The sequence below is a fragment of the Streptomyces sp. CA-146814 genome, assembly GCF_050942385.1.
Classification (GTDB): Bacteria; Actinomycetota; Actinomycetes; order Streptomycetales; family Streptomycetaceae; genus Streptomyces.
Window position 1 is genome coordinate 1,948,101 of record NZ_CP192068.1, and the last position, 24,177, is coordinate 1,972,277.

General features: G+C 71.8%; 22 protein-coding genes and 1 pseudogene. 10 read left to right on the top strand and 13 right to left on the bottom strand.

The window, feature by feature from the left end:
* Nucleotides 1-21: 21 nt before the first annotated feature.
* The 4 genes from ACQP09_RS08715 to ACQP09_RS08730 all read right to left on the bottom strand — a co-directional run bounded on the left by ACQP09_RS08715 (nt 22) and on the right by ACQP09_RS08730 (nt 3,064).
* Nucleotides 22-630 carry a LysE family translocator gene (locus ACQP09_RS08715; protein WP_433397322.1) on the bottom strand — a complete coding sequence of 203 codons (609 nt, stop codon included), beginning with the start codon at nt 628-630 and terminating at the stop codon, nt 22-24.
* Nucleotides 627-1,403 (bottom strand): EI24 domain-containing protein, encoded by a 777-nt coding sequence (locus ACQP09_RS08720; protein ID WP_433397324.1) that lies wholly within the window; start codon nt 1,401-1,403, stop codon nt 627-629. The genes ACQP09_RS08715 and ACQP09_RS08720 overlap by 4 nt, the downstream gene beginning before the upstream one ends.
* A 90-nt stretch (nt 1,404-1,493) precedes the next feature.
* Nucleotides 1,494-1,922, bottom strand: a complete 429-nt coding sequence (locus ACQP09_RS08725) for an organic hydroperoxide resistance protein (RefSeq protein ID WP_404057608.1) — start codon at nt 1,920-1,922, stop codon at nt 1,494-1,496.
* Nucleotides 1,923-2,044: 122 nt separating this feature from the next.
* A complete protein-coding gene (locus ACQP09_RS08730) occupies nt 2,045-3,064 on the bottom strand; it encodes an NADP-dependent oxidoreductase (protein WP_433397327.1) in 1,020 nt (339 codons plus the stop codon).
* Between the two features lie 117 nt (nt 3,065-3,181).
* Here ACQP09_RS08730 and ACQP09_RS08735 point away from each other — a divergent pair, with 117 nt between their 5' ends.
* The gene (locus tag ACQP09_RS08735) at nt 3,182-3,607 is read left to right on the top strand and encodes a MarR family winged helix-turn-helix transcriptional regulator (RefSeq protein ID WP_404057612.1); all 426 of its coding nucleotides are present in this window, start codon (nt 3,182-3,184) and stop codon (nt 3,605-3,607) included.
* A gap of 12 nt (nt 3,608-3,619) precedes the next feature.
* On the opposite strand, the gene ACQP09_RS08740 is transcribed toward ACQP09_RS08735, so the two are convergent.
* A complete protein-coding gene (locus tag ACQP09_RS08740) occupies nt 3,620-4,348 on the bottom strand; it encodes an SCO2400 family protein (protein ID WP_433397329.1) in 729 nt (242 codons plus the stop codon).
* A 124-nt stretch (nt 4,349-4,472) separates the two neighbouring features.
* Between ACQP09_RS08740 and ACQP09_RS08745 the strand changes: the two genes are divergently transcribed.
* The 3 genes from ACQP09_RS08745 (at nt 4,473) to ACQP09_RS08755 (ending at nt 7,694) form a co-directional block, all read left to right on the top strand.
* Nucleotides 4,473-5,039 carry a hypothetical protein gene (locus ACQP09_RS08745; RefSeq protein ID WP_433397331.1) on the top strand — a complete coding sequence of 189 codons (567 nt, stop codon included), beginning with the start codon at nt 4,473-4,475 and terminating at the stop codon, nt 5,037-5,039.
* Nucleotides 5,040-5,180: 141 nt separating this feature from the next.
* Nucleotides 5,181-6,218, top strand: a complete 1,038-nt coding sequence (locus ACQP09_RS08750; protein ID WP_432148405.1) for a rod shape-determining protein — start codon at nt 5,181-5,183, stop codon at nt 6,216-6,218.
* A gap of 6 nt (nt 6,219-6,224) precedes the next feature.
* Nucleotides 6,225-7,694, top strand: a complete 1,470-nt coding sequence (locus ACQP09_RS08755; protein WP_433397333.1) for a GAF domain-containing protein — start codon at nt 6,225-6,227, stop codon at nt 7,692-7,694.
* 48 nt (nt 7,695-7,742) lie between these two features.
* On the opposite strand, the gene ACQP09_RS08760 is transcribed toward ACQP09_RS08755, so the two are convergent.
* Nucleotides 7,743-8,174, bottom strand: a complete 432-nt coding sequence (locus tag ACQP09_RS08760) for an Lrp/AsnC family transcriptional regulator (RefSeq protein WP_404057618.1) — start codon at nt 8,172-8,174, stop codon at nt 7,743-7,745.
* Nucleotides 8,175-8,302: 128 nt separating this feature from the next.
* Between ACQP09_RS08760 and ACQP09_RS08765 the strand changes: the two genes are divergently transcribed.
* The 4 genes and pseudogenes from ACQP09_RS08765 to ACQP09_RS08780 all read left to right on the top strand — a co-directional run bounded on the left by ACQP09_RS08765 (nt 8,303) and on the right by ACQP09_RS08780 (nt 13,448).
* Entirely contained in the window at nt 8,303-9,532 is a 1,230-nt protein-coding gene (locus ACQP09_RS08765) for a nitrate/nitrite transporter (RefSeq protein ID WP_433397335.1), read from the top strand.
* 161 nt (nt 9,533-9,693) lie between these two features.
* Nucleotides 9,694-10,525 (top strand): annotated as a pseudogene (locus tag ACQP09_RS08770) (IS5 family transposase).
* A gap of 30 nt (nt 10,526-10,555) precedes the next feature.
* A complete protein-coding gene (locus ACQP09_RS08775; protein ID WP_433397337.1) occupies nt 10,556-12,031 on the top strand; it encodes an acyl-CoA synthetase in 1,476 nt (491 codons plus the stop codon).
* Nucleotides 12,021-13,448, top strand: a complete 1,428-nt coding sequence (locus ACQP09_RS08780) for a carboxyl transferase domain-containing protein (RefSeq protein ID WP_433397339.1) — start codon at nt 12,021-12,023, stop codon at nt 13,446-13,448. The genes ACQP09_RS08775 and ACQP09_RS08780 overlap by 11 nt, the downstream gene beginning before the upstream one ends.
* A 7-nt stretch (nt 13,449-13,455) precedes the next feature.
* Here ACQP09_RS08780 and ACQP09_RS08785 read toward each other — a convergent pair whose 3' ends face one another.
* On the bottom strand, nt 13,456-14,661 hold the full coding sequence (locus ACQP09_RS08785; RefSeq protein ID WP_433406524.1) for an MFS transporter: 1,206 nt from the start codon (nt 14,659-14,661) through the stop codon (nt 13,456-13,458).
* 345 nt (nt 14,662-15,006) lie between these two features.
* Between ACQP09_RS08785 and ACQP09_RS08790 the strand changes: the two genes are divergently transcribed.
* Nucleotides 15,007-16,743 (top strand): phosphodiester glycosidase family protein, encoded by a 1,737-nt coding sequence (locus tag ACQP09_RS08790; RefSeq protein ID WP_433397341.1) that lies wholly within the window; start codon nt 15,007-15,009, stop codon nt 16,741-16,743.
* Between the two features lie 41 nt (nt 16,744-16,784).
* On the opposite strand, the gene ACQP09_RS08795 is transcribed toward ACQP09_RS08790, so the two are convergent.
* From ACQP09_RS08795 to ACQP09_RS08820, 6 genes are all read right to left on the bottom strand, one after another.
* Complete coding sequence (locus ACQP09_RS08795) at nt 16,785-16,931, bottom strand: hypothetical protein (protein ID WP_433397343.1); 147 nt, start codon at nt 16,929-16,931, stop codon at nt 16,785-16,787.
* A gap of 495 nt (nt 16,932-17,426) precedes the next feature.
* The gene (locus tag ACQP09_RS08800; protein ID WP_433397344.1) at nt 17,427-18,947 is read right to left on the bottom strand and encodes an AMP-binding protein; all 1,521 of its coding nucleotides are present in this window, start codon (nt 18,945-18,947) and stop codon (nt 17,427-17,429) included.
* Nucleotides 18,944-19,240 carry an acyl carrier protein gene (locus ACQP09_RS08805; RefSeq protein ID WP_433397346.1) on the bottom strand — a complete coding sequence of 99 codons (297 nt, stop codon included), beginning with the start codon at nt 19,238-19,240 and terminating at the stop codon, nt 18,944-18,946. The genes ACQP09_RS08800 and ACQP09_RS08805 overlap by 4 nt, the downstream gene beginning before the upstream one ends.
* Nucleotides 19,241-19,301: 61 nt before the next feature.
* Nucleotides 19,302-20,330 (bottom strand): 3-oxoacyl-ACP synthase III family protein, encoded by a 1,029-nt coding sequence (locus tag ACQP09_RS08810; protein ID WP_433397347.1) that lies wholly within the window; start codon nt 20,328-20,330, stop codon nt 19,302-19,304.
* A 10-nt stretch (nt 20,331-20,340) separates the two neighbouring features.
* Nucleotides 20,341-21,669 carry an amidase gene (locus tag ACQP09_RS08815; RefSeq protein WP_433397348.1) on the bottom strand — a complete coding sequence of 443 codons (1,329 nt, stop codon included), beginning with the start codon at nt 21,667-21,669 and terminating at the stop codon, nt 20,341-20,343.
* Nucleotides 21,670-21,728: 59 nt separating this feature from the next.
* Nucleotides 21,729-23,120 (bottom strand): MFS transporter, encoded by a 1,392-nt coding sequence (locus ACQP09_RS08820; protein WP_433397350.1) that lies wholly within the window; start codon nt 23,118-23,120, stop codon nt 21,729-21,731.
* A gap of 289 nt (nt 23,121-23,409) precedes the next feature.
* Here ACQP09_RS08820 and ACQP09_RS08825 point away from each other — a divergent pair, with 289 nt between their 5' ends.
* Nucleotides 23,410-24,162 carry a 4'-phosphopantetheinyl transferase family protein gene (locus tag ACQP09_RS08825; protein ID WP_433397352.1) on the top strand — a complete coding sequence of 251 codons (753 nt, stop codon included), beginning with the start codon at nt 23,410-23,412 and terminating at the stop codon, nt 24,160-24,162.
* Nucleotides 24,163-24,177: the final 15 nt, after the last annotated feature.

The window sequence follows — 24,177 nt, forward strand, 5'->3', positions numbered from 1 at the left end:
CCCTCGTACAGCTGCCGTTCCTCAGCGCGCCAGGCCCAGCGTGACACCGAGGCCGACCAGGACCGAGCCGATGGACCGGTTCAGCACCTTCTGGCGGCGCAGCATCGCGCCGCGCAGCCGGGAGTGCGAGAAGAAGAGCGCGACCAGCGCGAACCAGCCGAGGTGCGCCGCCGACATGAAGAGTCCGTACCCGGCCTGCTGCCACAGGGCGGTCTCCGGGCCGACGACCTGCGTGAAGGTCGCGACGACGAACAGGGTCGTCTTCGGGTTGAGCGCGTTGGTCAGGAAGCCGCCGCGCAGCGCGCCGAAGCGGGTGAGGCCCGGCCGGTCGGTGAGGTCGACGTCGAGGTCGGCGCGGGCCAGGAAGGTGCGGACGCCGATGTAGATCAGGTAGGCCGCACCGACGAGCTTCACCGCGGTGAACAGAGCGGTGGAGGAGGCGATCAGCAGGCCGACGCCGAGCATCGTGTACGTGACGTGGACCAGGACACCCGCCGCGACCCCGGCCGCCGCGAGGACGCCGGTGGTGCGCCCGTACAGATAGCTGTTGCGGACGACCATGGCGAAGTCGGCGCCCGGGCTGATGACGGCGAGGACGGTGATGGCGGCGACGGCCAGCAGCTCGGTCATACGGCCCGCTCCTTGGCGGTGGCGGGAAGGTCGGCGGCCGGGTCGACCAGCTCGCGGGCGAGGAGCGTGGCCCCGGCGACCGCTCCCGGCATCAGGAACACCGCGACGAACGGGACCAGGAACGAGAGCGCGAGCGGGACGCCGAAGCCGAGCACCAGCAGTCGGCGGGTGCGCAGCAGGCCGAGCCGCTTCTTCAGGTGCAGCCCCCGGCGCTGGAGGGTCACGCCGGTCAGCTCCTCGGCCAGGAAGTAGCCGGAGACGCAGATACCGATCGCCGGGACGACGGTCTGGCCGACGACCGGGATGAAGCCGCAGGCGAAGAGGATGATCCCGAAGAGCGCGACGCGGAGCAGGATCCGTACGGAGTCGCGTGCGGAGATCCACAGTTCGCGCCAGAGCGGGAGCCCGGACTCGTGGACCTCGCCGCCCTCACCGCGTTCGACCTCCTCGGAGAGCGACTCGTAGAACGGCTGGCCGACCAGGAGGGTCACGGCGGTGAAGGTGATGACCGCGAGGAAGAGGCCGAAGAGGAAGACGAGCGCGGTCAGCGTGGTGCGGAGCAGGCCGATCCAGGGCGAGGACCAGTCGTCGGCGAACGGGGTGGCCCAGGCGACGAAGTCGTCGGCGCCGTAACCGAGTCCGGTCAGGGCACCGGCGTACACGACGAGGGTGATGAGTCCGGGCAGCAGCCCGAAGCCGAACCACCGGCCGTGTCCGAGGACCCAGCGCTGGCCCTTCATCAAGTAGCCGAAGCCTGCCCCGAGATCGTTCATGGCGTCAGCGTACTGGCGTACGGAAGCAGTGCGGAAACGGCGAGGACCGCACCCCGGAGCGGGGTGCGGTCCTCAAGCAGAGCCGGTGCGTCAGGCGACGGAGAGCTCGACCTTGATGTTGCCGCGGGTCGCGTTCGAGTACGGGCAGACCTGGTGGGCCTTCTCGATGAGCGACTGGGCGGTGGCGGCGTCGACGTTGGGGATGGTCGCGCTGATGGCGACCTCCAGGCCGAAGCCGCCGGCCTCGGTCTTGCCGATGGAGACCGAGGCGGTCACCGTCGAGCCGGAGATGTCGGCGTTCTCCTGGCGGGCGACGACGCCGAGCGCGCCCTGGAAGCAGGCGCTGTAGCCCGCCGCGAAGAGCTGCTCCGGGTTGGTGCCCGCGCCGCTGCCGCCGAGCGCCTTCGGCGGGTTGACGACGACGTCGAGCTGGCCGTCGTCCGAGGAGACGCGGCCGTCACGGCCGTTCTCGGCGGTGGCGACAGCGGTGTAGGCGACGTCGATCTTCTGGATGGTCATGATGTGAGGATTCCTCCTGTTGGTGCGCCGCGACTCGCGCCCACGATCGCGACGGCCTGGGATGAGCCTAACGCGTGACCGGAACGGGTCGGGGGCGGACCCGGGCCGGGCCCGGGGGCGGGTCAGACGAGCGAAACGATCATCTTCCCGGTGTTCTCACCGCGCAGCAGGCCGACAAACGCGTCGTAGCCCTTCTCGATGCCTTCGACCGTCGTCTCGCGGTACTTCAGCTCCCCGGAGGCCAGCCAGCCGGCCACCTCCTCGACGAACTTCGGCTGGAGGTCGGCGTGGTCGCCGACGAGCATGCCCTGAAGGCGCAGCCGCTTGCCGATGATCAGCGCCATGTTGCGCGGGCCGGGGGTCGGCTCGGTGGCGTTGTACTGCGCGATCATGCCGCAGATGGTGGCGCGGCCGTGCACGTTGAGCGCACCGATGGCGGCTTCGAGGTGGTCGCCGCCGACGTTGTCGAAGTAGATGTCGATGCCGTCGGGGGCGGCTTCTTTGAGCTGGTCGCGGACCGGCCCGTTCTTGTAGTTGAACGCGGCGTCGAAGCCGTACTCCTCGGTGAGGAGCTTGACCTTCTCGTCGGAGCCGGCCGAGCCGATGACCCGGGAGGCGCCCTTGAGCTTGGCCAGCTGGCCGACCTGGCTGCCGACGGCACCGGCGGCGCCGGAGACGAAGACCGCGTCGCCCTCCTTGAAGGAGGCGACGTCGAACAGGCCCGCGTAGGCGGTGAGTCCGGTCATGCCGAGGACGCCGAGGTAGGCGGAGAGCGGGGCGAGGTCGGGGTCGACCTTCACCGCGTGCTTGGCGGGCACGTCGGCGATCTCGCGCCAGCCGAGGCCGTGCAGGACGTGGTCGCCGACGGCGAAGCCCTCCGCGTTCGAGGCGATGACCTCGCCGACCGCGCCGCCGTCCATCGGGTGGTCGAGCTTGAAGGGCGGGGTGTACGACTTCACGTCGTTCATCCGGCCGCGCATGTACGGGTCGACGGAGAAGTACTTGTTGCGGACGAGGATGCGGCCTTCGGCCGGAGCGGCCACGGCGGCCTCACGCAGCGCGAAGTCCTCGGCCTTGGGCCAGCCGTGGGGGCGGGCGACGAGGTGCCATTCGCGGCTGGACGCGGGAAGTGCTGCAGACATGGGCTCGGGGTCTCCTCAATGTCCTACGGGGGAAGCTTCGGGGGAAAGCTTCATGACATGAAACAACCCTGCTCCTTCATATTTCATATTGTCAAGTAAATCGGTACGCTGGTCCCCATGGCCACCCGCACAGACCCCCTGACCCTTGAGGTCGTCGAGCTCATCGGCACCGTCGTGGCGCGCTACCACGAGGAGTACGACCGGGCCGCCGCCGAACACTCCCTCACCGGGGCGCAGGCGCGGGTTCTCGGGCTGCTGGCGATGGAGCCGACCCCGATGCGGAAGATCGCCGTCAAGCTGAAGTGCGAGCCGTCGAACGTGACCGGCATCGTGGACCGCCTGGAGACCCGCGGCCTGGTCGAGCGCCGGGCGGACCCGGTCGACCGCCGGGTGAAGCTGGCCGCCGCGACGGAGTCGGGGCGGCGGACGGCCCGGGAGCTGCGGGACGCGCTGACCTTCGCCCGGGAGCCGCTGGCCGAGCTGTCGGACGCGGAGCGGACGGTGCTGCGGGATCTGCTGCGGCGGATGCTGGGCGAGGCGTAGGGCCCGTCGCCCCTACCGGCACCACCAGAGGAACGGGGTGCAGGTCGGCGACGGTGTCGGCGAGGGCGTGGGCGTCGGCTCCTCGGTCGGGTCTCCGGGTGGGGGCGGAGGCGCCGGTACGGTCGGCGGCTCCTGCGGGTCCTCCGGCTCGACCGGCCCGGACGGGTCGGCCGACGGGCTGTCCGAGGCGTCCGGGGGCGCGGCGGGTGCGGTCGTCGCCTCGCCGGAGCCGGGGCCGGGGTCCTTCGACTCGGTGGGCGCGGCCGTGGCGTCGGGGTCCGGTGACTCCGCTGGACCGCCCGCCGGCGCGCCGCTCGACGGCGACGGGTCCACGGGTCTGCCGCGGCCGGTCGTGACCGGGCCCGGGTCCTGCGGCCCACCGGAGACGACGGCGGAGTCCGGGACCGGGGCGTCCGGGTCGCGCGGCGCGTCCTCCACGAAGTCGGCGGCGGTGTCGTCCCGGCCCGGCTCCATCGCCAGCTCCGCCAGGCTCAGCGCACCCGCCGCCAGCACCAGACCGCCCACCGCGAGCAGGACCGTACGCCCGCGTCTGCGGTGGCTGCCCCGCGCACGCCGGCGCGAGCGGGTCGTGGGCGCGGGCGCGGCGGCATCGGCGGGCGCGTGGTCCGTGGGCGTCGGCGCGGGCACCGCGAAGGGGCCCAGCGCCTCGGCGGGAGTCCCGCACCCGGCGCAGGCCAGGGCTCCGTTGAGATGCCGTCGGCACGGGTGGCAGTAATCCATGGCGCCCGCAGATTAGACGCGCGGAGATCACCTCAGGAAGCCGGCCAGGTGAGAATCCTGTGAGGAACGGAGGATTCCGCCGACGACCGGTCCGATACGCCTGACCTGCGGGAGGATGGGCGGCATGACCGCTCCCACCCCCTTCGGCCCGCGCGAATTCCAGCTCGTCCTGCTCCGCCGGATGGCCGACCACCAGCCGGATCTGGTCGAGGAGGCACGCCAGGAGCTGAGCGCCTCGCTCGCCGACCTGCGGGAGGCCAACCGCCGCTGGCAGGCCATGGTCCGCGCGCCCCGGGGCCGGGGATCGCTGCGGCGCTACCGCTCGGTGCTCGGTGAGCCGGAGCTGACGCTGAAGCGGCGCGTGGGCGACCTGGAGTGCGAGGCGCTGCTCTGGCCGGTGCCGCTCTGGCCGGACCTCCGGTTCGAGGTGATGGCCGGGCCGGGCGGGGCCGTGTGGAACGAGTGGCTCGTCCGGGCCCCGGAGGCGGCGGGCCCGCGGCTCACCTCCGTACCCTCTCTCCGTCCCTGGTCGTGCACGGTGGACGAGGTGGCGCGGGCCTTTCCGCCGGCGCGGCCCATGGAGGGCAGCGCGCCGACCCGGTGGGCGCTGGCCGTCACCGACCCGGCGAGCGGGGAGGCGTACGTCGCCGAGTTCACCTGGGGGTTGTTCCAGCGGCTGCTGCCGGGGTGAGCTGGCGGGGCGTCAGCTTCTCCCCCTCGTACGGCCTCGTACGGCGCAGCCCAGCGCGCGCGACCCGGCGGGGGACGCGACGATGCGATGAGAGGCCGGCTGCCGCCGGTGCCCCCATCCGTGCTCTCGGGAGAACCTGCCGTGACCGTCAGCCTTGAGCAGTTGCAGCGTTGCCACATCGCCGTCGATCTCGGGGCCGCGAGGACCCGTGTGTACGTGAAGGGGCTCGGGCTCGTCGTCGACGAACCGAGCGTCGCCGCCGTCAACACCCGTACCGGATCGCTCATCGCGGTCGGGGTGCTCGCCGAGCAGATGACCGGCCGCACCCCCGAATACATCCGGGTGGTCCGCCCGGTCTCCGGCGGCTCCGTCGTCGACATCGAGATGGCCCAGCGGATGCTGCGCCATCTGCTCGGCGACAAGCTCCGCCGCCAGCTGCGCCGCAAGCCCCGGCTGCGCGCCGCCGCCTGCATCCCGCACGAGGCCGATCCGCTGGCCCGGCGCGCCACGGTGGAGACGCTCACCGGGCTCGGCGCCCGGCGGGTCGAGCTGGTGGACACGCTGATCGCGGCGGCGGCCGGCTGCGGGCTGCCGGTGGAACAGCCGACCGCGACCATGATCATGGCGTGCGGCGCGGCCACCACACAGATCGCGGTGCTCTCGCTCGGCTCGATCGTGACGGCCGTCCGGCTCCCGGTCGGCGGCAACGCCATCGACGAGGCGGTGATCCAGTACCTGCGCCAGCACCACGCGCTGATGCTGCCGAGCCAGTCCGTGCGCCCGCTGCAACTGGCGCTGCACGGCAACGGCCTCCAGCTCACCGGACCCGCCCTCACCGAGATCCACGGCCGGGACGTGGCGACCGGGCTGGCCCGCTCGGTGCAGGTCGACACCGCCGCCGTACGGAAGGCCATCCACACCCCGCTCACCGCCGTCCTGGACGGGGTCGGCAAGGTGCTGCGCGAGTGCCCGCCCGATCTGGTGGCCGACCTCGCGGACCGCGGGATCATGATGGTGGGCGGCAGCGCGCTGCTGCCGGGGTTCGACGAGATGCTCCGGGACGCGACCGGCATGCCGGTGTTCATCGCCGACCGGCCCGACGTCTGCTCGGTGCTCGGTCTCGGGGCGATGCTGGACGGCAAGATCCAGCCGATGGTCCTCAACCCGACCGCGAGTTAGGCCCGGATGCCGGTGGACCGGCTGCCGATGCTCCTGGAGGCCGTCCTCAGCATCGGCAGCGACCTCGGTCTCCGGGCCACCCTCCAGCAGATCGTGGACACCGCGACCACGTTGACCGGGGCCCGGTACGGCGCCCTCGGTGTGCTGGAGCCCGACCAGGACCGGACCGAGGCGCTCTACACCACCGGGATGACGGAGGAGGAGCGGCGGCTCGTCGACCACCTCCTCCCGGAGCGGGCGGCCCTTCCGCCGGAGGAAGGGCCGCCCGCTCCGGCCTTCCTCGTCGCCCCCATCCAGGTGCACACCGAACTCTTCGGCCACCTCTGTCTGGCCGGGAAGAGTTCGGGTTCCTTCAGCGAGACGGACCGGGCCCTGCTGCACGTCCTCGCCGCCCAGGCGGGCATCGCGATCGGCAACGCCCGGCTCTACGAGAGCGCCCGGCAGCGCGAGCGGTGGATCGAGGGGGCGGCGGCCGTCACCACGGCCCTGCTGACCGGGAGGAACGCGGCCGACGCCCTGATGACCGTGGCCGAGAGCGCCCGGCTGCTGGCCGGTGCCTCGGCCGGAGTGATCCTCCAGCCGACCGAGGCGGGCGGCATGGAGATCGTGGCCGCCTCCACGCTCGACGACCCGGCGGGCATCGTCGGCACGACCATCGCGCCCGGCTCCCCGGTCCTGGTCCACCTGCTCGGCGGCGAACCGGTCTTCATCGACGACTCCGCCACCGACCCCCGGATGACCACCGACGTACGGTCCCGGTTCGGGCCCAGCATGATGCTGCCGCTGCAGAGCGGCGGCCGGCTCATCGGCACCCTCGCCCTGCCCCGGCACCGCGGCGCACCTCCGTACACGGCGGTCGACCGGCTGCTGGCGACCCAGTTCGCCTCGCAGGCCGCCCTGGCGCTGGTGATGGCCGACGCGCAGGCGGACCGGGAGCAGCTCGCGGTGTACGAGGACCGCGACCGGATCGCCCGTGACCTGCACGATCTGGTGGTCCAGCGGCTCTTCGCCACGGAGATGATGCTGGAGTCGACGCGCCGGCGTGCGGCCACGGAGGAGGACGCGAGCGAGCTGCTCGGGCGGGCCGTGGACGAGCTGGACTCCACCATCCAGGAGGTCCGCACCGCGATCTTCGCGCTCCAGCAGCCGCCGGCCGAGGCGCCGAGCACGTTCCGGGGCCGGGTGCTGCGGGAGACCGGCGGCGCCTCCGCGCTGCTCGGTTTTCCGCCGTCGGTGCACTTCACGGGGGCGGTGGACGCGCTGGTGGGTGAGGAGGCGGGCCGGGAGCTGCTGGCCGTGCTGCGCGGAGCGCTGGCCGCCGCGCACCGCAGGGCCGGGGTCTCGGCGATCGACGTGGCGGTGGACGCGACGGTCCGGCTGGCGGACGGGCGGGGCGCGGTGCGGCTGGTGGTGGCGGATGACGGGCGGGGCGAGGGGGACGGCCCGACGGCGGTGACCTGGCAGACGCCTCTCTGACGCGGTGAGCGCCCGGTGTGCGTGCTCGCGAGCGGCGCGGCGGAGCCGTCAGTGCTTCGGGGCCGCCCGCAGCGCGATCCGGGTGTTGGAGTGCGCGACCCCGGCCTCCCGTCTCAGCCGCCGCAGCAGCGTGTCCAGCGACACCGGGTCGGCGGCCGTGGCGCGGATCAGGTAGTCGTGGCCGCCCGTCACGTGCACCACCTCCGTGATCCCGGGCAGCATCAGCACCGAACGCTCGAACTCCTCGTTCGTCGTGTCGAGCCGCAGCGTCACATCGATGAAGACGACCAGGCCCGAACGGGTGTCGGCGGCCGGGTCGACGATGACGGTGAAGCCGCGGATCACCCCGTCCTTGCGCATCCGGCGGACCCGGTCGCCCGCCGCGTTGGCGCTGAGCCCCACCCGTACGCCCAGATCCCGGTACGAGATCCGCGCGTCCTCCTGGAGAATGCCGAGGATTTCCCTGTCCAGCCGATCCATACCGCGATTGTCCCAGCTTGCGGCGATATCGGCTGAGGAGAGCGCGTACCGGCGGACGGGAGCGCGCTGTCGCCCGGTCGGCGCAGTCCGGCGGGCCCTGCGCTCCGCCGCGTCCTTGACTTACAGGTGTGAACACCGCCGTCAAGCAGTCCCCCGAGCCGCCGGACGCCTCCGCACCGGCCCCGACACCGTCCGCCGCCGCGTACCGCAATCTCGTCATGGCCACGATCGGCTTCGCCCTCACCTTCTGGGCGTGGAACCTGATCGCGCCGATGTCCGGCGACTACAAGGACCGGCTCGGGCTCAGCTCGTTCCAGCAGTCGTTCCTGGTGGCCGTGCCGGTGCTGGTCGGGTCGCTCGGCCGGATCCCGGTGGGCGCGCTGACGGACAAGTACGGCGCGAAGCTGATGTTCCCGCTGGTGTCGGCGCTGACCATCGTGCCGGTGCTGCTGCTGATCCCGGCGAAGAACTCGTACGGGGCGATGCTCGCGGTCGGCTTCCTGCTCGGGCTCGGCGGGACGACGTTCGCGATCGGCGTCCCGCTGGTCAACTCGTGGTTCCCGCCCGCCAAACGGGGCTTCGCGCTGGGCGTGTTCGGGATGGGCATGGGCGGGGTGGCGCTGTCGGGCTTCTTCACCCCGCGCATCGCGAAGCACGGGGACAACCTGCCCTTCCTGGTGGTCGCGGGGGCGCTGGTGGTGTTCGCCCTGCTCTCCGCCGTCCTGATCAGCGACCATCCCGGCCGGAAGGTCCCCACAGACACGTTGGTGCACCGGCTGGGCGAGGCCGGGAAGCTGCGGGTGACGTGGGAACTGTCGGCGCTGTACGCGATCGGCTTCGGCGGGATCGTGGCGTTCGGGGTCTATCTGCCGACGTACCTGAAGACCTGGTACGAGATGTCACCGACCGAGGCGGGCACCAAGGCGGCCGGGTTCGCGCTGGTCACGGTCATCTTCCGGCCGATCGGCGGCTGGCTCTCGGACCGGATCCACCCGGCGCTGGTGACTTCCGGCGCGCTGCTGCTGGCGGCCCTGATGGCGGTCGTCCAGGCCTTCGAGCCGCCGCTGAACCCGATCGGCACCATCGCTCTGCTGGCCATGGCGGCCGGGCTCGGCACGGCGAGCGGCAGCGTGTTCGCGCTGGTCTCGCAGGTGACGCCGCAGCCGAAGGTGGGGAGTGTGACGGGCATCGTCGGCGCGATGGGCGGGCTCGGCGGCTTCGTACCGCCGCTGGTGATGGGCGCGATCTACAGCGCCAAGGACAGTTACGCGATCGGCTTCATGCTCCTGTCCGATCTGGCGCTGGCGGGATGCGTGTACGCGTACGGGCGGATGCGGAACGTCCAGCGCGACGGGTGAGGGCTCACCCTGGGGCGGGGCCGGGACCCGGGTGCCGCACCCCTCGTAGGCCTCCGGCCCCCGGGTGACGCTCCCCTCATCGGTCTCCGGAGCCGGGCGGCGGCCGGGCCGAGCCCCTAGGCAGTGTCTTCAAATGATCACCGCTGGTGGATCATGGTGTCGTGATACGTCGCCATGAACTGTCGGATGCCGAGTGGGAGTTCGTCCGGCCGCTGCTGCCCGCGTCGTTGCGGGGACGCAAGCGGTTGGACGATCGCAGGGTCCTGAACGGGATCGTGTGGAAGTTCCGGACCGGGACGGCCTGGCGGGACGTGCCCGAGCGCTATGGCCCGTGGGCCACGCTGCATACGCGTTTCCGCAGGTGGGCGGCGGACGGGACGTTCGACCGGATGCTCCGCGCCGCCCAGGCGAAAGCGGATGCGGCGGGCGACGTCGACTGGCTGGTGTCCGTCGACTCGACGATCGTCCGCGCTCACCAGCACGCGGCCGGGGCCCGAAAAGGGGCTCCGCGACCCGGCCCTCGGCCGGTCAAGAGGCGGTCTGACCAGCAAAATCCACCTGGCCTGTGACGGGCGGGGCCGACCCCTGGCATTCGTGGTCACGGGTGGAAACACCAACGACTGCACCCGGTTCACCGCCGTGATGGAAGCGATCCGCGTGCCCCGGATCGGACCCGGCCGTCCCCGGGTCCGGCCCGATCACGTCCTGGGCGACAAGGGCTACAGCTCGAAGGCGATCCGCGCCTGGCTCCGTCGCAGGGGCATCGCCCACACGATTCCCGAACGGGCCGACCAGGCCCGCAACCGGGCCCGGCGAGGCAGCCGCGGAGGCCGCCCGCCGGCCTTCGACCGCGAGGTCTACAAGCACCGCAACGTCGTGGAACGGTGCTTCAACCGCCTGAAGCAGTGGCGCGGGATCGCCACCCGGTACGACAAGACTGCCGAGTCCTACGAAGCAGCTGTCACGCTCGCGTCACTCCTGATGTGGGCGTGACATTTGACGACAGGCCCTAGGCTTCCCGGCGTGACCCTCCTTCTCCCCGCGCTCCAGTCCCCCACCGGCCCGGCGGCCTCCCGGGAGGCCGTCCGCTTCGGTGATCTCTCCCTGACGTACGGCCGGTTGGCCGAGGCCTCGGCCGCGCTCGCCGCCCGGATCGCGGACGCGGGCCGGGTCGCCGTCTGGGCCACCCCGACAGCGGAGACGGTGATCGCGGTGGTGGCGGCGCTCCAGGCCGGGGTGCCGGCCGTGCCGCTCAACCCTCGTACCGGCGAACGCGAGTTGGCGCACATCCTGGCCGACAGCGCGCCCACCGCCGTACTGGCCGGCCCGGACGACAAGTTGCCCGCGGCGCTGGAGAAGCTGCGGCGGGTGACGGTCGACGCGCGGGCGTTCGAGCGTACGGACGGTCACCCGGCGGTCGAGGCGGACCCCGAGGCCCCCGCCCTCATCGTCTACACCTCCGGCACCACCGGCCCGCCCAAGGGTGCCGTCCTGCCGCGCCGGGCCATCGCCGCATCGCTGGACGCGCTGGAGGACGCCTGGGGGTGGACCGGTGACGACGTCCTGGTCCACGCGTTGCCGCTGTTCCACGTCCACGGGCTGATCCTGGGCGTGCTCGGCCCGCTGCGCCGGGGCGGCTCGCTGTGCCACCTGGGGAAGTTCTCCGCCGAGGGTGTGGCCCGGGAGCTGGGGTCCGGGGGCACGATGCTGTTCGGCGTACCGACGATGTACCACCGGCTCGCGGAGGTGCTGGACACACCGGCGGGCGCCGCCGAACGGGACGCGCTGGCACGGGCGTTGGCCGGGGCGCGGCTGCTGGTCTCCGGTTCGGCGGCGCTGCCCGTGCACGACCACGAGCGCATCGCGGCGGCGACCGGGCGGCGGGTGATCGAGCGGTACGGGATGACGGAGACCCTGATGAACACGGGGATCCGGGCGGACGGCGCACCGCGCCCGGGCACGGTCGGCCCGCCGCTCGCCGGGGTGGAGCTGCGCCTGGTGGAGGAGGACGGCACGGTGCTCGACGAGCCCGGGGCGATCGGCGAGATCCAGGTGCGCGGCCCGAACCTGTTCACCGGCTACCTGAACCGGCCCGACGCCACGGTCGCCGCCCACACGGCCGACGGCTGGTTCCGTACGGGGGATGTCGGCACGGTGGACGAGGACGGGTACGTCACGATCGTCGGGCGCAAGGCCACCGACCTGATCAAGAGCGGCGGCTACAAGATCGGCGCGGGCGAGATCGAGAACGTGCTCCTCGCCCACCCCGGGGTCCGGGAAGTGGCCGTGACCGGCGAGGCGGATCCGGACCTCGGCGAGCGGGTGGTGGCCTGGGTGGTCGCGGCCGACCCCGACTCGCCGCCGCCGGCCGAAGAGTTGGCGGACCATGTGGCGGGCCAGCTGGCCCCGCACAAGCGCCCGCGTACGGTGCGCTTCCTGGACGCGCTCCCCCGTAACGACCTGGGGAAGATCATGAAGAGGTCGCTCGATGCCCGCTGAGCCGTCGACCCGGATGACGGCCCGGGAGGCGATCGCGCTGCTCACCGGCGCGGCGGACTTCACCGAGCACCGCCCGCCGCCGCGCACCCTGCCGCCGGACGGCCCGCTCGGCTGGACCGGGTACGACGCGGCGCGGGAGCGGGCGGTCGAGCGCACGGGCGAGGCGGAGTCCGTGGTGTACGGGACGGGAGTCGTGGGCGACCGGGAGTGCGTGCTCCTCTCCTTCGAATTCGGCTTCCTGGGCGGCTCGTTGGGTCAGCTGACGGGTGACCGCCTGGAGGCCGCGTACGAACTGGCCCTGGCCCGGCGCCTCCCGCTGCTGGCACTCGTCGCCACGGGCGGCAGCCGGATGCAGGAGGGCATGGTCGCGCTCACCCAGCTCCAGCGGGTGGCCGCCGCCTCCACCCGGCTGCGGGCGGCGGGGCTCGCTCAGCTCGCCGTGGTCCGGGACCCGACGACCGGCGGCGGCTGGGCCACGGTGGGGGCGGGCGCGGACGTGGTGCTGGCGCTGCCGGGCGCGCAGGTCGGGTTCGCCGGGTCCCGGGTGCGGCCGCCGGACGCCGACCCGTACGCGTACGGCGCCGAGGGCCAGTTCGCGGCGGGCCAGGTGGACGCGGTCGTCCCGGCCGGGGAGCTGCCGGGCACGGTGGGCCGGTGGCTGCGCGCGCTGGGGCCGCATGAAGATCTGCCCGCCGCACCGGTGCCCCGCGCGCTGCCGACGGCACGGGCCGGGTCGTCGGCCGGAGCCGGTGCCGGGACGGAAGCCGGTGCGGGATCGGCGGCCGGCAGGGGCCCGGTGGCCCCGCTGCCCGCGACCGGACGGGAGGCGGTGGCGCGGGCCCGCGATCCGCAACGCCCGCGCGCAGAGGCGTACTTGGCCGACTACTTCACCGTACGGCTCCCCCTCCACGGCGACCGCAGCGGCTCCACGGACCCCGGGCTGCTGACCGGCTTCGGGCTACGCGCGGACGGGCAGCCGGTCGCGTACGTCGCCCAGTGCGGGACCCCGACCCGCCCGGCCGGATACCGCGCGGCGGCCCGCACGATCCGGCTCGCGGACCGGCTCGGCGTCCCCGTCCTCACCCTGGTCGACACCCCGGGCGCCGCCAACGACGCCGAGGCGGAACGGGCCGGCGCGGGCGCGGCCATCGCGGATACCTTCGCGGCGATCGCGGCGGCCCGGGTCCCGGTGACGACGCTGGTGATCGGCGAGGGCGGCTCGGGCGGTGCGCTGGCGCTCGCGGCACCGGACAACACCCATGTCACGGTGGACAGTTACTTCTCCGTCATCGCCCCGGAGCTGGCAGCGGCGATCCTCAAGCGGCCGACGGAGGAGACCGGCGCCACCGCCGACCAGCTCCGCCTGCGGCCGCAGGACCTGGTGGAGCTGGGGATCGCGCGCTCGATCGTCCGGTAGAAGGCACTCACGGCCGCGGGTCACGGGCGTCGTAGCGGGCGAAGCCGCGCCACTTCAGGGCGAGCAGAGCGACGGCGACGACACAGGCGGTGCCTCCGCCGACGACGGCCACGGCGGGCGAGGTCAGGTCGGCGACCGAACCGGCCAGGAAGTCGCCGAGCCGGGGCCCGCCCGCCACCACGACGATGAAGACGCCCTGGAGCCGGCCGCGCATCTCGTCGGGGACGGCGGCCTGGAGCATGGTGTTGCGGAAGACCATGGACACCGTGTCGGCGCACCCGGCGATCGCCAGGAAGAGCAGCCCGAGCCAGAGGTGGCGGGTGAGTCCGAAGACGGCGATGGCGGCGCCCCAGCTGCCGACGGCCAGCAGGACGGCGAGGCCGTGCAGCCGGATGCGGCCGAGCCAGCCGGAGAACACGCCCCCGAGGAGCGCCCCGAGCGCCGGGGCGGCGACGAGCATGCCGGTGGTCCGGGCGTCCCCTCCGTACCAGAGTATGGCGACGACCGGGAAGAGCGCCCGAGGGTGGGCGAGGACCATGGCGCACAGGTCGGTCAGGAAGGTCATCCGGAGGTTGGGCCGGCCGGCCAGGAACCGGAGCCCGTCCAGCACAGAGGCTCGTTTGCGCGTCTCGCCGTCCTGCCGGTCGGGCAGCATCGAGGGCAGCCGCCACATGGCGTACAGGGAGGCGGTGAAGGTGACGGCGTCCACGGTGTACGCGGCGCGGTACCCCCACCAGCCGACGATCAGCCCGCCCAGCATCGGCCCGACGAGCGCACCCGTCGTCGTGGTGATGGAGCTGAGCGCGTTGGCGGCGGGCAGCTGTTCGGGCGGCAGCAGCCGGGCGACCATCGAGGAGCGGGCGGGCGCGTTGAGCGCGAAGCAGACGGCCTGGAGGGCGACGATCGCGTACAGCAGGCCGACGTTCTCGACCCCCGCGAGGGTGGCGGCCGCCAGGACGAGGGCCAGCGAGAACGACCCCACGGCGCTGAACAGCCCGAGCTTGCGCCGGTCGACGGTGTCGGCGACGGCCCCGCCGTAGAGCCCGAACACCACGAGCGGCATGAGCGAACAGAACCCGATGAGCCCCACGGAGAACGCGGACCCGGTGATGTCGTACACCTGGAGCGACACGGCGAGGGCCGTCATGCCCTGCCCGATCCAGGACACGGTGTTCCCGAACCAGAGCCGCCGGTAGTCGGGGTAGGACCGCAGCGGGGTCAGGTCGGCGAATATCCGGGTGCGGCGGACGGGAGGCCCGGTGGGTTCAGGCGGCTTGGTGGCGTCAGGCCGCTTGGTGGGTTCAGGCGGCTCGGCCGTGTCGGCCGTTTCGGTCACAGGGGATGGTAGTCACGTCCCGTTCCCAGCGGTCCGGGCGGCCGTCGGCGTACGCGGTAGGCACCGCCGCGACCTGGAGGAACGGGCGCCCCGGGGTGGGCGGAACCGGTGTGATGGGGTGAGGCATCCGCCCGACCGGGGCGCATCCGAACGGAGACAGCCGTGCCGTACAACCCCCTACTTCGATCTGCCCGGTGTATCCGGGTTCCCGCAGCCCTGGCGGTGACCTCCGTGCTGCTGCTCGGCGCGTCGGCCCCAGGCCAACTGCCGCCCACGGGCGCCACGGTGGCGGCCGGCGTCGAGCCGGTGGGGCGGATGCCATTGGGCCCGGCAGACATACCGACCCTCACCAGACCCGCCGACGTGCTCGCCCCGGGTGTCACGTACCGCAAGTTCTGGCAGGGCGAGGCCTCGGACTCCTGGGCGGTCTGGGTCCGCCACCCCGTCACGGGCCAGGAGACCATCGGCAGCATCGTCGTCGCCAACGACCTGGCGGCAAAGGTGAACGCGGCCGGATTCACCGCCCGTGTCGACACCTTCACCGTGCCGGCGAGCGTCGACACGGACAGCCGGATCGTGGGGTACGGGGTCCGGGTCGGCCGGTACGCCCCCGACCGCCGGGCGGACGCCGTCCAGGCCAGGCAGGCCCTGACGGCCGCCGGTTTCCCCAACGGCCGGATCTTCTTCACCGCCGAGGACGGGGGCCCGAGCAGGGGCCCGTGGCAGGTCAGAGTGATCACGATCGCACCCTCGGCCCGGGTGACGCTCAAGGCCGTCCACGGGAAGGACGTCCAGGGCTCCGAGACCGTGAGGCAGCTCGCCGAGGACAGTGGCGCGCTCGTCGCGGTGAACGGCTCGGAGTTCGACATCGCCGGGCCCGGCAACACCGACTTCGGAGGCTTCGAAGGCGTACCCCAGGGACTGTACCTCCAGAACAACGTGCTGCTCAGCGTCCCGAACAACGGCAGAACCGCCCTGCTGCTGGAGGGGCTCAAGGGTCGGGCAGCCGTCGACGAGATCAGCTCCGAGACACGGATCACCGCGCCCAACGGCGCGACACGGGTGATCGACGGTGTCAACCGGGCGACCGGCCAGGTCCTGGGGTGCGGCGGCGTCGGGGGCGACTACCGCCTCTCCAACGGGTTGAGGACGCTCCAGCCCTGGCGCAACACCAACTGCGTCGACCCTGACGAGATCGTGATCTTCCGCCCGGAATGGGGCGCCGCGACCCCCGAGCCGGTGCGCCGGGACGAGACACGGACCGACCCCGCCACGGGGTGGCAGGCCCAGTGGTACGCGAACCAGCGCGAGTTCCTCGACCACACCGTGGACGTCGTCATGGACGGCAACTGGGTCGTCAAGGCGATCCACACTCCGGCCGGCAAGCGCCCGATCCCGCCGGGAGGCCGGGTCCTCCAAGGCATCGGCACGGGGGCCGACTGGCTCCGCGCGCACAGCGAGGTCGGCAAGGCGTTCAAGCCGGGCTCCACGGTCCGAGGTCGTGACGGCAGGTCCGTGACCACGCCCACGCTGTCCGCGGTGGCGGGCGGTACCCCGGCACTGGTCCGGGGCGGAGAGGTGTGGATGAACCCGGCCGCCAACGGGATGTCCCAGACGTCCTGCGTCCCGGCCGAGCTCGGTCCGGGCCAGAAGTGCCGCGCCAACAACACGCTGTTGCAGCGCCATCCCCGTACGCTCGCCGGGGTGACCGCCGCGGGCGAACTGCTGCTCGTCACGATCGACGGCCGCGACCACACCCTGAGCGTGGGAGCGACGCTGCCCGAGGCGGCCGAGGTGATGAAGTGGCTGGGCGCCGAGGACGCGGTGGGCATGGGCAGCGGCGGCGACACCACGCTCATCGCCAAGAACACGCTCTACAACCGGCCGGTGGACGACTGGGGCGGCCCCCTGCGCGAGCGGCCGATGAGCAACGCCGTGGTCGTCGTCGAGAAGCCGTGAACGACAGGCCCTGACCGCCTGCGTGGGGCCCGCGCCGGCCGTCAGGGCGCGGCCTGCGCGCCGCCTCTCCGGCGGATCCGGTCGAAGATCTCGCGGTGCAGGGCCTCCGGTCCGGCGGGATACAACGGTACGGGGCCGCCGGACTCGTCGGCCATCGCCCCGCCGGGGCCCGCTTCCACGTCGTCCACGAACTGCTGCAGTGCTCTGGATCGTGTCCGTCCATGGCCGGGGCTCGGCCATGGACGGACCGGAGAGCCGTTCGGCGTGCGGGAGTTCCAGGGTGGAAGTGCGGACTTCGCCGTCGGAGCAAAGCCGCGAAGGTACCGCTGGGCGCCCATGCGCGCCGAATACACCCGCAAAACGCGCATCCCCAGGTCAGAAACGATTCTGCCTGGGGACACCCGGTGGGGCGGGTGGGACTCGAACCCCACGAGGTGACGCCTCTCACCTGCGACACTGCCGGAACACCCGACGAAGCAGCCCATTTCCGTCCGGCTGAATCCCGCTCGATCCAGATCCAGCGGATGCGGTGCAGCGTTCGCTGCACCGCATCAGGTCACGTCAGGGCTGAGGTGCACAGCCGATCAGGGCGTCGGTCTGTGTGACGGCGTCGGCGTCGACCGTGGGATCTGAGCAACATCGGTTCCACCGCCAGGCCGCATGGTCGACCGGACTGCGGCGCCTCAGGGCCCCGGCGTCCGGGCCCGCTCCTCCTCGGCTGCGAGAACGCAGGCCTTGATCCGAGTGCGGTCGACTTTGCCGGTGGAGGTCCTGGGCAGCGGTTCCGTCACCATCTCGATCACGCTGGGGATCGCCGCGCGCACCGTTCGCTCCGAGCAATGCCGGCGCAGCGCAAGGCTGTTCACACTTCCCGCCTCGGTCAGCCGAAGGCGGGCATGCAGGCGATGACCGGCGACCGGATCGGGGAGGGCGATGACGGCGGCCTCGGCGACGGCCGAGTGGTCCAGAAGGATCTGCTCCACACTCTGGGTGCTGACCTGGAAACCACGCACCTTCACCAGGTAGTCGGTCCGGCCGATCACGCTCAGGGCGCCGTCCTCGTGCAGGGTGACCACGTCGCCGGTGCGGTAGTAGACGAGGCCGGGTGCACCGTCCGGGTGCGGGGCGAAGGTCTTCGCGTTGGGCGCGTTCACGTATCCCGCGCTCTGGAAGGGGGTGTTGACCAAGAGCTCACCCTGACCGGGGCCGGCCAACGCCCGGCCGTCCTGGCCGGTGATCAGCCAGCGCACACCGGCCAGCGGCCGGCCGATCGGCAGCGGGATACGGAGGGGCCGGTCCTGGTCCACTTCGTGGAGGAAGCTGTTGTTCGTCTCCGTGCAGCCGTAGTTGTTGTACCAGCGTGCCTTGGAGAAGGTGGCGGACACCCCGGCCAGCACACGAGCGGGCATGCTGTCACCGGCGAAAATGACGTGCTCGGGCGTGTCGAGGGGACCGCTTTCCGCTGTCGCCTCTGCGAGCAGCTGGAAGAGCATCGGCACACCCTGAACCACGGATACCGCGTGATCGGCGACCAGATCACGCAGATAGCCGGCCGAGGCACCCCTGTCCGGGTCGACCAGCACGACGGTGCCGCCGTACGCCAGCGTCGTCCACACGTCCAGCATGCAGAGATCGAAGTTGAGCGGCGCGTAGTTGAGGACAGCGACGCCGGTCGCGATCCCGAAGGTGTCGGCCGCCCACTCGGTGAAACGGCCGACCGCTCCGGACGACAACGGAACGACCTTGGGCAGACCGGTCGAGCCGGACGTGGTGAGCATGAAGGTCACGGCTTCGTCGTCGACGGCCGCAGCCGGGGGGTATTCCTCACAGCCCATAGGAGCCCCGGCTGGCTCCACCACCAGGTCGACGGGTGGAGCGTCGGCGAGGCCGAGCACCACCGCGCATCCCGTTTGCTGGAAGAGGGCTTTCAGGGGCGCCTCGGGAAGCTCGTGCGAGGGCAGGAGGAAGGAGCGGCCGGCCATCAGGCAGCCGAGCACCAGGGCCACGGCTTCGGGTGACTTGCGTACCAGCAGACCGACGGGACGGCCGGCGTCCGGCGCCGCCTCCTCGACCTGGGTGCGCGCCCTGACCGCCATGGCGTACAGATCGCCGTAACTTACGGGCCGGTCCTCCCAGACGAGCGCGGGTGCGCCGGGCTGGGCGGCCGCGCAAGCCGTGAACGATGCGACGAGCGAGCGGGTCATGCCGCACCACCCGCTTCCGCGCGCTCGGCCGTCGCCCGGATGGTCCGTACGGAACGGAAGTTCCCGGCCGTCAGTTCAGGGCCGGTCAGGGTGATGCCGTGCTGCTTCGCCAGCCAGCTCGCGATCTGCAGCACCCCGAGGCTGTCGATCACTCCGGTCACCAACAAATCGTAATCCGGGTCGAGTTCGTTCCACTCGACATCGGAGAGAAAGCGCTCGACGACGAATCGGGCGATCTGATCCTCGGAGATCCTGATCAGTTCCTCCGGCTCGATCCCGGACTCGGTGGTCATTTCTGTTTCCCATCCTGGGGTCGTGACATGGGGAGCACAGCCTTGTCTAGATGTTCCGGTCTCACACCTCGAGGAGCGTGCAGAACCAGTGCATGCCGGGGGAGGCGACACCCGCGAGGGCGACGAGGTCCCCCGGCGCCAGCTCTCCGGCCTCAGCGTGCAGGTGAAGGGAGACCAGTTGATCGGCAGCGCCCATGTGGCCGAGTCGGCGGGCGAGTTCGGCGTTGGTGCGGGCGACGTGGATGCCGATCGCGTCGGCGGCACCGTGGATAGCCCGTTGGCTGTCGTTGAAGTAGACGAGCCGGGCCAGTTCGCTCCGGTCCCGGCCGGCCCGCGCCAGAGCCTGATCGACCACGTCGGTGAACCGTCCGACGACCTCCCCGATGAACTGCCCGAACCGCTCGGGGTCCGCGCCGAAGTGCTCGTAGACCGCGATCATCGGGTCCAGGTCGCGGTGGGTACGACCCGGGGGCGGTACGGGGTGGGCGGAACCACCGATGTCGATACGGAACAGATCCGCGAACTCAGGGTTGGTGAAGCTGGCGGAGGAGAGACGGCGGAGGCGTGGATGCCCCCGGCGCAGGACAGCGGCGGCGGCTCCGTCACTGGCGATGGTGCCGTTGAAATCCATCCGGTTGGTGTGCGTCTCGCTGACCACGTTGACCATGGCCACCAGTACGGTGCCCGTGTCGGGCGAGAGCGCCATCGCACCGGCCGCGTGGTCGAGGGCCAACGACCACGCGGCGCAGGACTGGGTGAACAGCACGGTCGGGGTGCCCTGGGCGTCGAGCGCCCTGGCCACCGCCGCCGAGGGGTCCCATCCCAGGTACTGAGGGATGTCGGAGTGGCCGAGGACGATCAGGTCCACGTCCGCGATGCCGAGGCCGGCGTTCTTCAGGGCGACGCGGCACGCTTCAGCCGCCAGGTCGACCGCGGTCACCCCGTCGGCCACCCGGTGATAGCTCTCGTAGCCCAGTTTGGTGACGGCCTCGGGATCGGGAAGGTACTCGTGCGCGGTTCCCGCCACATCACGTGGAGTGCCGAAAGCGGTACCGGTCGCGACGATGCCCATTTCCGTCGGAGTCTCCACTGGTCGTCCTTCAATTATCACGGGTATCGGTCCCCCCGGCGGTGAGTACAGCTTCGAGGCCGAGGCCCCAGTGCAGCAGGGACTCGTCCTCACCGGCACGGCCGACGCACTGGAAGCCGAGCGGGAGGGCGCCCGTGGGACGGGCGGTGGGGATGGTGAGGCACGGGAGGCCGACGCCGCTCCACGGCAGGGACATCACCGAGTCTCCGGCGCTCTCCAGGCCGAGCGGAGCCGGTCCGGTGGCGGCAGGGGTGATCCACAGGTCGACGCCGTGCTCGGCCGTGGAGGCGGCCAGCCGGTCACGGAACGCGTCGCGTCGCGCCAGCGAGTCGGCGTGGTCGGACGCCTGGGCGCCCTGGCCCTGGCGGATGGCCTCGGCGGTGCGCTCGTCGTAGAGCTCCTCGTAGCGTGCGAACCGGTCGGCGTGCGCCTGGGACAGCTCGTAGAGGTTGATCACGAAGAAGTCGAAGACCTCTTCCTCGAAGTTCTCGAACATGGGGACGCTCACCACGTCGTAGCCGGCCGTGCGCAACGCGGCCACCTGCTCGTCGAAAGCGCTACGGGCCTCCGGCTCGGCGAAGTCCATGTACGGACCCTCCGGGATGCCGAGCACCGGCCGGCCGGGGGCCGCACGGTCGGACCTCCAGTCGTCGCACAGACAGCTCGCGGCCAGCGCGACGTCGGCGACCCGAGCGGTGATCATGCCGACGGTGTCGAAGGTCGGGGCGACGGGGAGAACACCGTCCAGCGGAATGCGTCCGTGGCTGGGCTTGAAGCCGACCACTCCGCAGTACGCGGCGGGGCGGATGAGCGACCCGATGGTCTGGGTACCGATGGCGAGGGGCACCAGACCCGCGGCGACGGCCGCGGCGGAGCCGCTGCTCGTTCCGCCCGGGGTGTGCTCCGGGCGGTGCGGATTACGGGTGGGCCCCGGCGCCGTGACGGCGAACTCGCCCGTCACCGTCTTTCCCGCGATGATCGCCCCGGCATCGAGCAGCCGGTCCACGACGGTGGCCTGCCTTCCTGCCATGGCCTCGGGCGGCAGTGCCGAACCCGCAGCGGTGGGCAGCCCCTCGACGTGGATGATGTCCTTGATCCCGACCGGAACGCCGTGCATCGGAGGCAGGTCTCCCGGCTCCGTCCCGCGCCGGCCGGCTTCCTGGGCCGCGTGGGCCAACCGGTCCGCCCGGCCGGGCTCCGCCACGAAGGACTGGACGGTACCGTCCACTTCCGCGATGCGCTCGATGGTTCTCGCCGCGTACTTCTGCGGCTCGACAGCACCCGTCCGCAGGCTTTCGGCGGCGTCCGTCAGCGATATGGGCTGAACAAGATCTTCCATGGTTTCCTTCATACGTTCCGGTCGGCGGGCATATGTTCCGGTCGGCGGGCCGAGGCCCGTCACCGCTGCTGGGCCTCTCCAAGCGTCTTGGTACCGGTCGCCGGAGTGGGGATGTCTTTCTCCGGAGGGGCCGTCGGCCCGCTCTCCTCACCGGGGGGCGGGACGCCCGGCGGGAGTAGTTCCTCCACGTCGGCCAGCGGGATGTCGAGCACCCTGAGATACCGCCGCGCCGCGTGCAGGGTGACAGCCAGCAGGGCCATGGCTGCGGCCAGCACCAGGATGGCCCTCTCCACGCCCGCCGCGTCGGCGAGGATGCCCGCTCCCAACGGGCCGATCCACTGGACCCCTTGGACGAAGAAGCGACTGGTCGCCGCGACTCTGCCCTGGTACCGGTCCGGGACCAACCGGACCTCGTACGACTCGGTCACGACGTTCATCGGCACCATGCTGATCATGGCCACCATCACCACCAGGCCGATCTGCCACGGCTGGGAGACAGACACAACCACGGCGAAGGAGGCCATGAAGACCCACGCGGAGATGATCAGGACCCGCCGTGCGCCCAGCTTGCCCATCAGCAAGGGACCGAGGACCGCTCCGATGACACCACCGGTGACCGCGAGCGAGGTGGCGAGACCGACCGCCGTGGGCCCGCCTCCCCGGTGCTGTATCAGCACCACGAAGAGCAGGATGAAGCCCTCGGCGACGGCGTTGAGTACAGCGCCCCAGATGAGCGTGAACACCAGGTAGTCGCTGCGCCTGATCATGCGCAGGCCGTCGCCCACGTCCTTGGCCAGGCTGGACCTGGGCCCGTCGCCCTGGTGCCGATCCGGGCCGAGGGGCCGGCGGATCAACAGGGAGCCCAAGGTGACGAAGAGGAAGGAGACCGCGTCGAAGAGGAACGGGATCCAGCGGCCCATCGCGTAGAGGAGGCCACCGAGCGGAGCGCCGACCAGCTGGGCGACCATGTCGCGCCCCATCCCTTGGGCAGTCGCGGTCGCTATCTGCTCCTTCGGGACGATCCTGCGGAGAACCGGCATCGAAACAGCGACCCGCAGGCCGGCCGCCAGACCACTGACCAGGGCCATCGCTCCGATCGCGGTGATCGAGGGGGCGCCCCGGTACACCAGCAGGGCGACGACGCCCATCGACACCGCCTGGACCAGCGGTGCGAGACACAGGATGGCGCGGCGGGACACCCGGTCCGCCAGCGCCCCGCCCACCGCGAGGGTAGCCAGCTTGCCGACCATGTGCAGGACGGTGATGACGCCGGCTTGGGCGGCGGATCCGGTCAGGTGGAGGACCAGCAGCGGGAAGGCGAGCGTCGACACGCTGGTGCCCAGCGTCGACAGGCCGTTGCCCGACCACCAGTACATGTAGTCGCGATCCCGCCACAGTGACGGGGGGCTGACCGAAGCCGGCCTGGTCTCCTCGGGACGCGCCTGCGCCATGGCTAGTCGTCCCCTGTCCTTTGTCTCCACGCTCGTCCGGGCGTATGCCGCCGACCTGCGATGCATGCTGGTCGATGGAGAACGGGCCGGGCCAGGCAGCGCACCGGCAACTCACGGGGCGGGAATTGCCGCTCGATCGACCGGGCCACGGTCGTACACCTCGATGGTCCCGGCGCGGATCCGGCCCGCCCCGCCACCGGATCGAACCCCCGACGGCAGGACCGGCGCACCGCTACCGGAAGAATCGCGACGCCCGCGTAACCCGTTGTCCAGCAGGAGGAGGCGAGGCGTGATCGCTGAGGTGGTGCCCACCGAGGTGCGAGCACGGGAGGCATTCGACGACGACGGCCCGGACGGCGCCGTCACCCTCTTCGCCACCGAGCAGGCAGTGGTGGAAGGGGTGCTCGACGAGCGGCGCAAGGAATTCACCACGGTGCGGGGGTGCGCCCGTGCGGCCCTGACCGCCCTTGGGGTGGGCCCGGCGCCCTTGGTGCCCGGCCCTCTGGGCGCGCCCGGTTGGCCCGCGGGGGTCGTGGGGAGCATGACCCATTGCCGGAACTATCGCGCGGCCGCTGTCGCGCTGACCAAGGACTTCGCGGCTCTGGGCATCGACGCGGAACCGCGGGAGCCCCTCTCCCCCTTTATGGCGGAGCGGATCGTTTCGGACGTCGAAGCGAGCTGGCTCCGGCAGGACTTTCCCTCGGCCGCCGGCCTGCCACTGGACCGTCTGCTCTTCTGCGCCAAAGAGGCTTCCTACAAGGCGCTCTCGCCGTGGACGGGAACCCGTTTCGGCTTTCGGGACTTCACTGTTCGACTGCGGCCCGACGGCACGTTCCTCGCAGTTCCCCCGACGCCCGAAACACCCATTTCATCCGGCAGCCCAGCTGGGTTCACCGGCCGCTGGGCGGCATGTTCCGGCCTCCTCCTGTGCGTAGTGGCACTTTCGGCCAGCTATGCATCGTCCGATCTTCTGGACGATTTGGCGTCGAAAGCAGGTAAAAATTGGGACAATCAGAAACAAGCAACCCGGCGGAACAGGTGATCTTCACCATGCGGC

What these genes read in the sequence shown, in the direction of transcription:
- ACQP09_RS08715 (WP_433397322.1), bottom strand. Translation starts at nt 630, where the DNA reads ATGACCGAGCTGCTGGCCGTCGCCGCCATCACCGTCCTCGCCGTCATC.
- ACQP09_RS08720 (WP_433397324.1), bottom strand. Translation starts at nt 1,403, where the DNA reads ATGAACGATCTCGGGGCAGGCTTCGGCTACTTGATGAAGGGCCAGCGC.
- ACQP09_RS08725 (WP_404057608.1), bottom strand. Translation starts at nt 1,922, where the DNA reads ATGACCATCCAGAAGATCGACGTCGCCTACACCGCTGTCGCCACCGCC.
- ACQP09_RS08730 (WP_433397327.1), bottom strand. Translation starts at nt 3,064, where the DNA reads ATGTCTGCAGCACTTCCCGCGTCCAGCCGCGAATGGCACCTCGTCGCC.
- ACQP09_RS08735 (WP_404057612.1), top strand. Translation starts at nt 3,182, where the DNA reads ATGGCCACCCGCACAGACCCCCTGACCCTTGAGGTCGTCGAGCTCATC.
- ACQP09_RS08740 (WP_433397329.1), bottom strand. Translation starts at nt 4,348, where the DNA reads ATGGATTACTGCCACCCGTGCCGACGGCATCTCAACGGAGCCCTGGCC.
- ACQP09_RS08745 (WP_433397331.1), top strand. Translation starts at nt 4,473, where the DNA reads ATGACCGCTCCCACCCCCTTCGGCCCGCGCGAATTCCAGCTCGTCCTG.
- ACQP09_RS08755 (WP_433397333.1), top strand. Translation starts at nt 6,225, where the DNA reads ATGCCGGTGGACCGGCTGCCGATGCTCCTGGAGGCCGTCCTCAGCATC.
- ACQP09_RS08760 (WP_404057618.1), bottom strand. Translation starts at nt 8,174, where the DNA reads ATGGATCGGCTGGACAGGGAAATCCTCGGCATTCTCCAGGAGGACGCG.
- ACQP09_RS08780 (WP_433397339.1), top strand. Translation starts at nt 12,021, where the DNA reads ATGCCCGCTGAGCCGTCGACCCGGATGACGGCCCGGGAGGCGATCGCG.
- ACQP09_RS08800 (WP_433397344.1), bottom strand. Translation starts at nt 18,947, where the DNA reads ATGACCCGCTCGCTCGTCGCATCGTTCACGGCTTGCGCGGCCGCCCAG.
- ACQP09_RS08805 (WP_433397346.1), bottom strand. Translation starts at nt 19,240, where the DNA reads ATGACCACCGAGTCCGGGATCGAGCCGGAGGAACTGATCAGGATCTCC.
- ACQP09_RS08815 (WP_433397348.1), bottom strand. Translation starts at nt 21,669, where the DNA reads ATGGAAGATCTTGTTCAGCCCATATCGCTGACGGACGCCGCCGAAAGC.
- ACQP09_RS08820 (WP_433397350.1), bottom strand. Translation starts at nt 23,120, where the DNA reads ATGGCGCAGGCGCGTCCCGAGGAGACCAGGCCGGCTTCGGTCAGCCCC.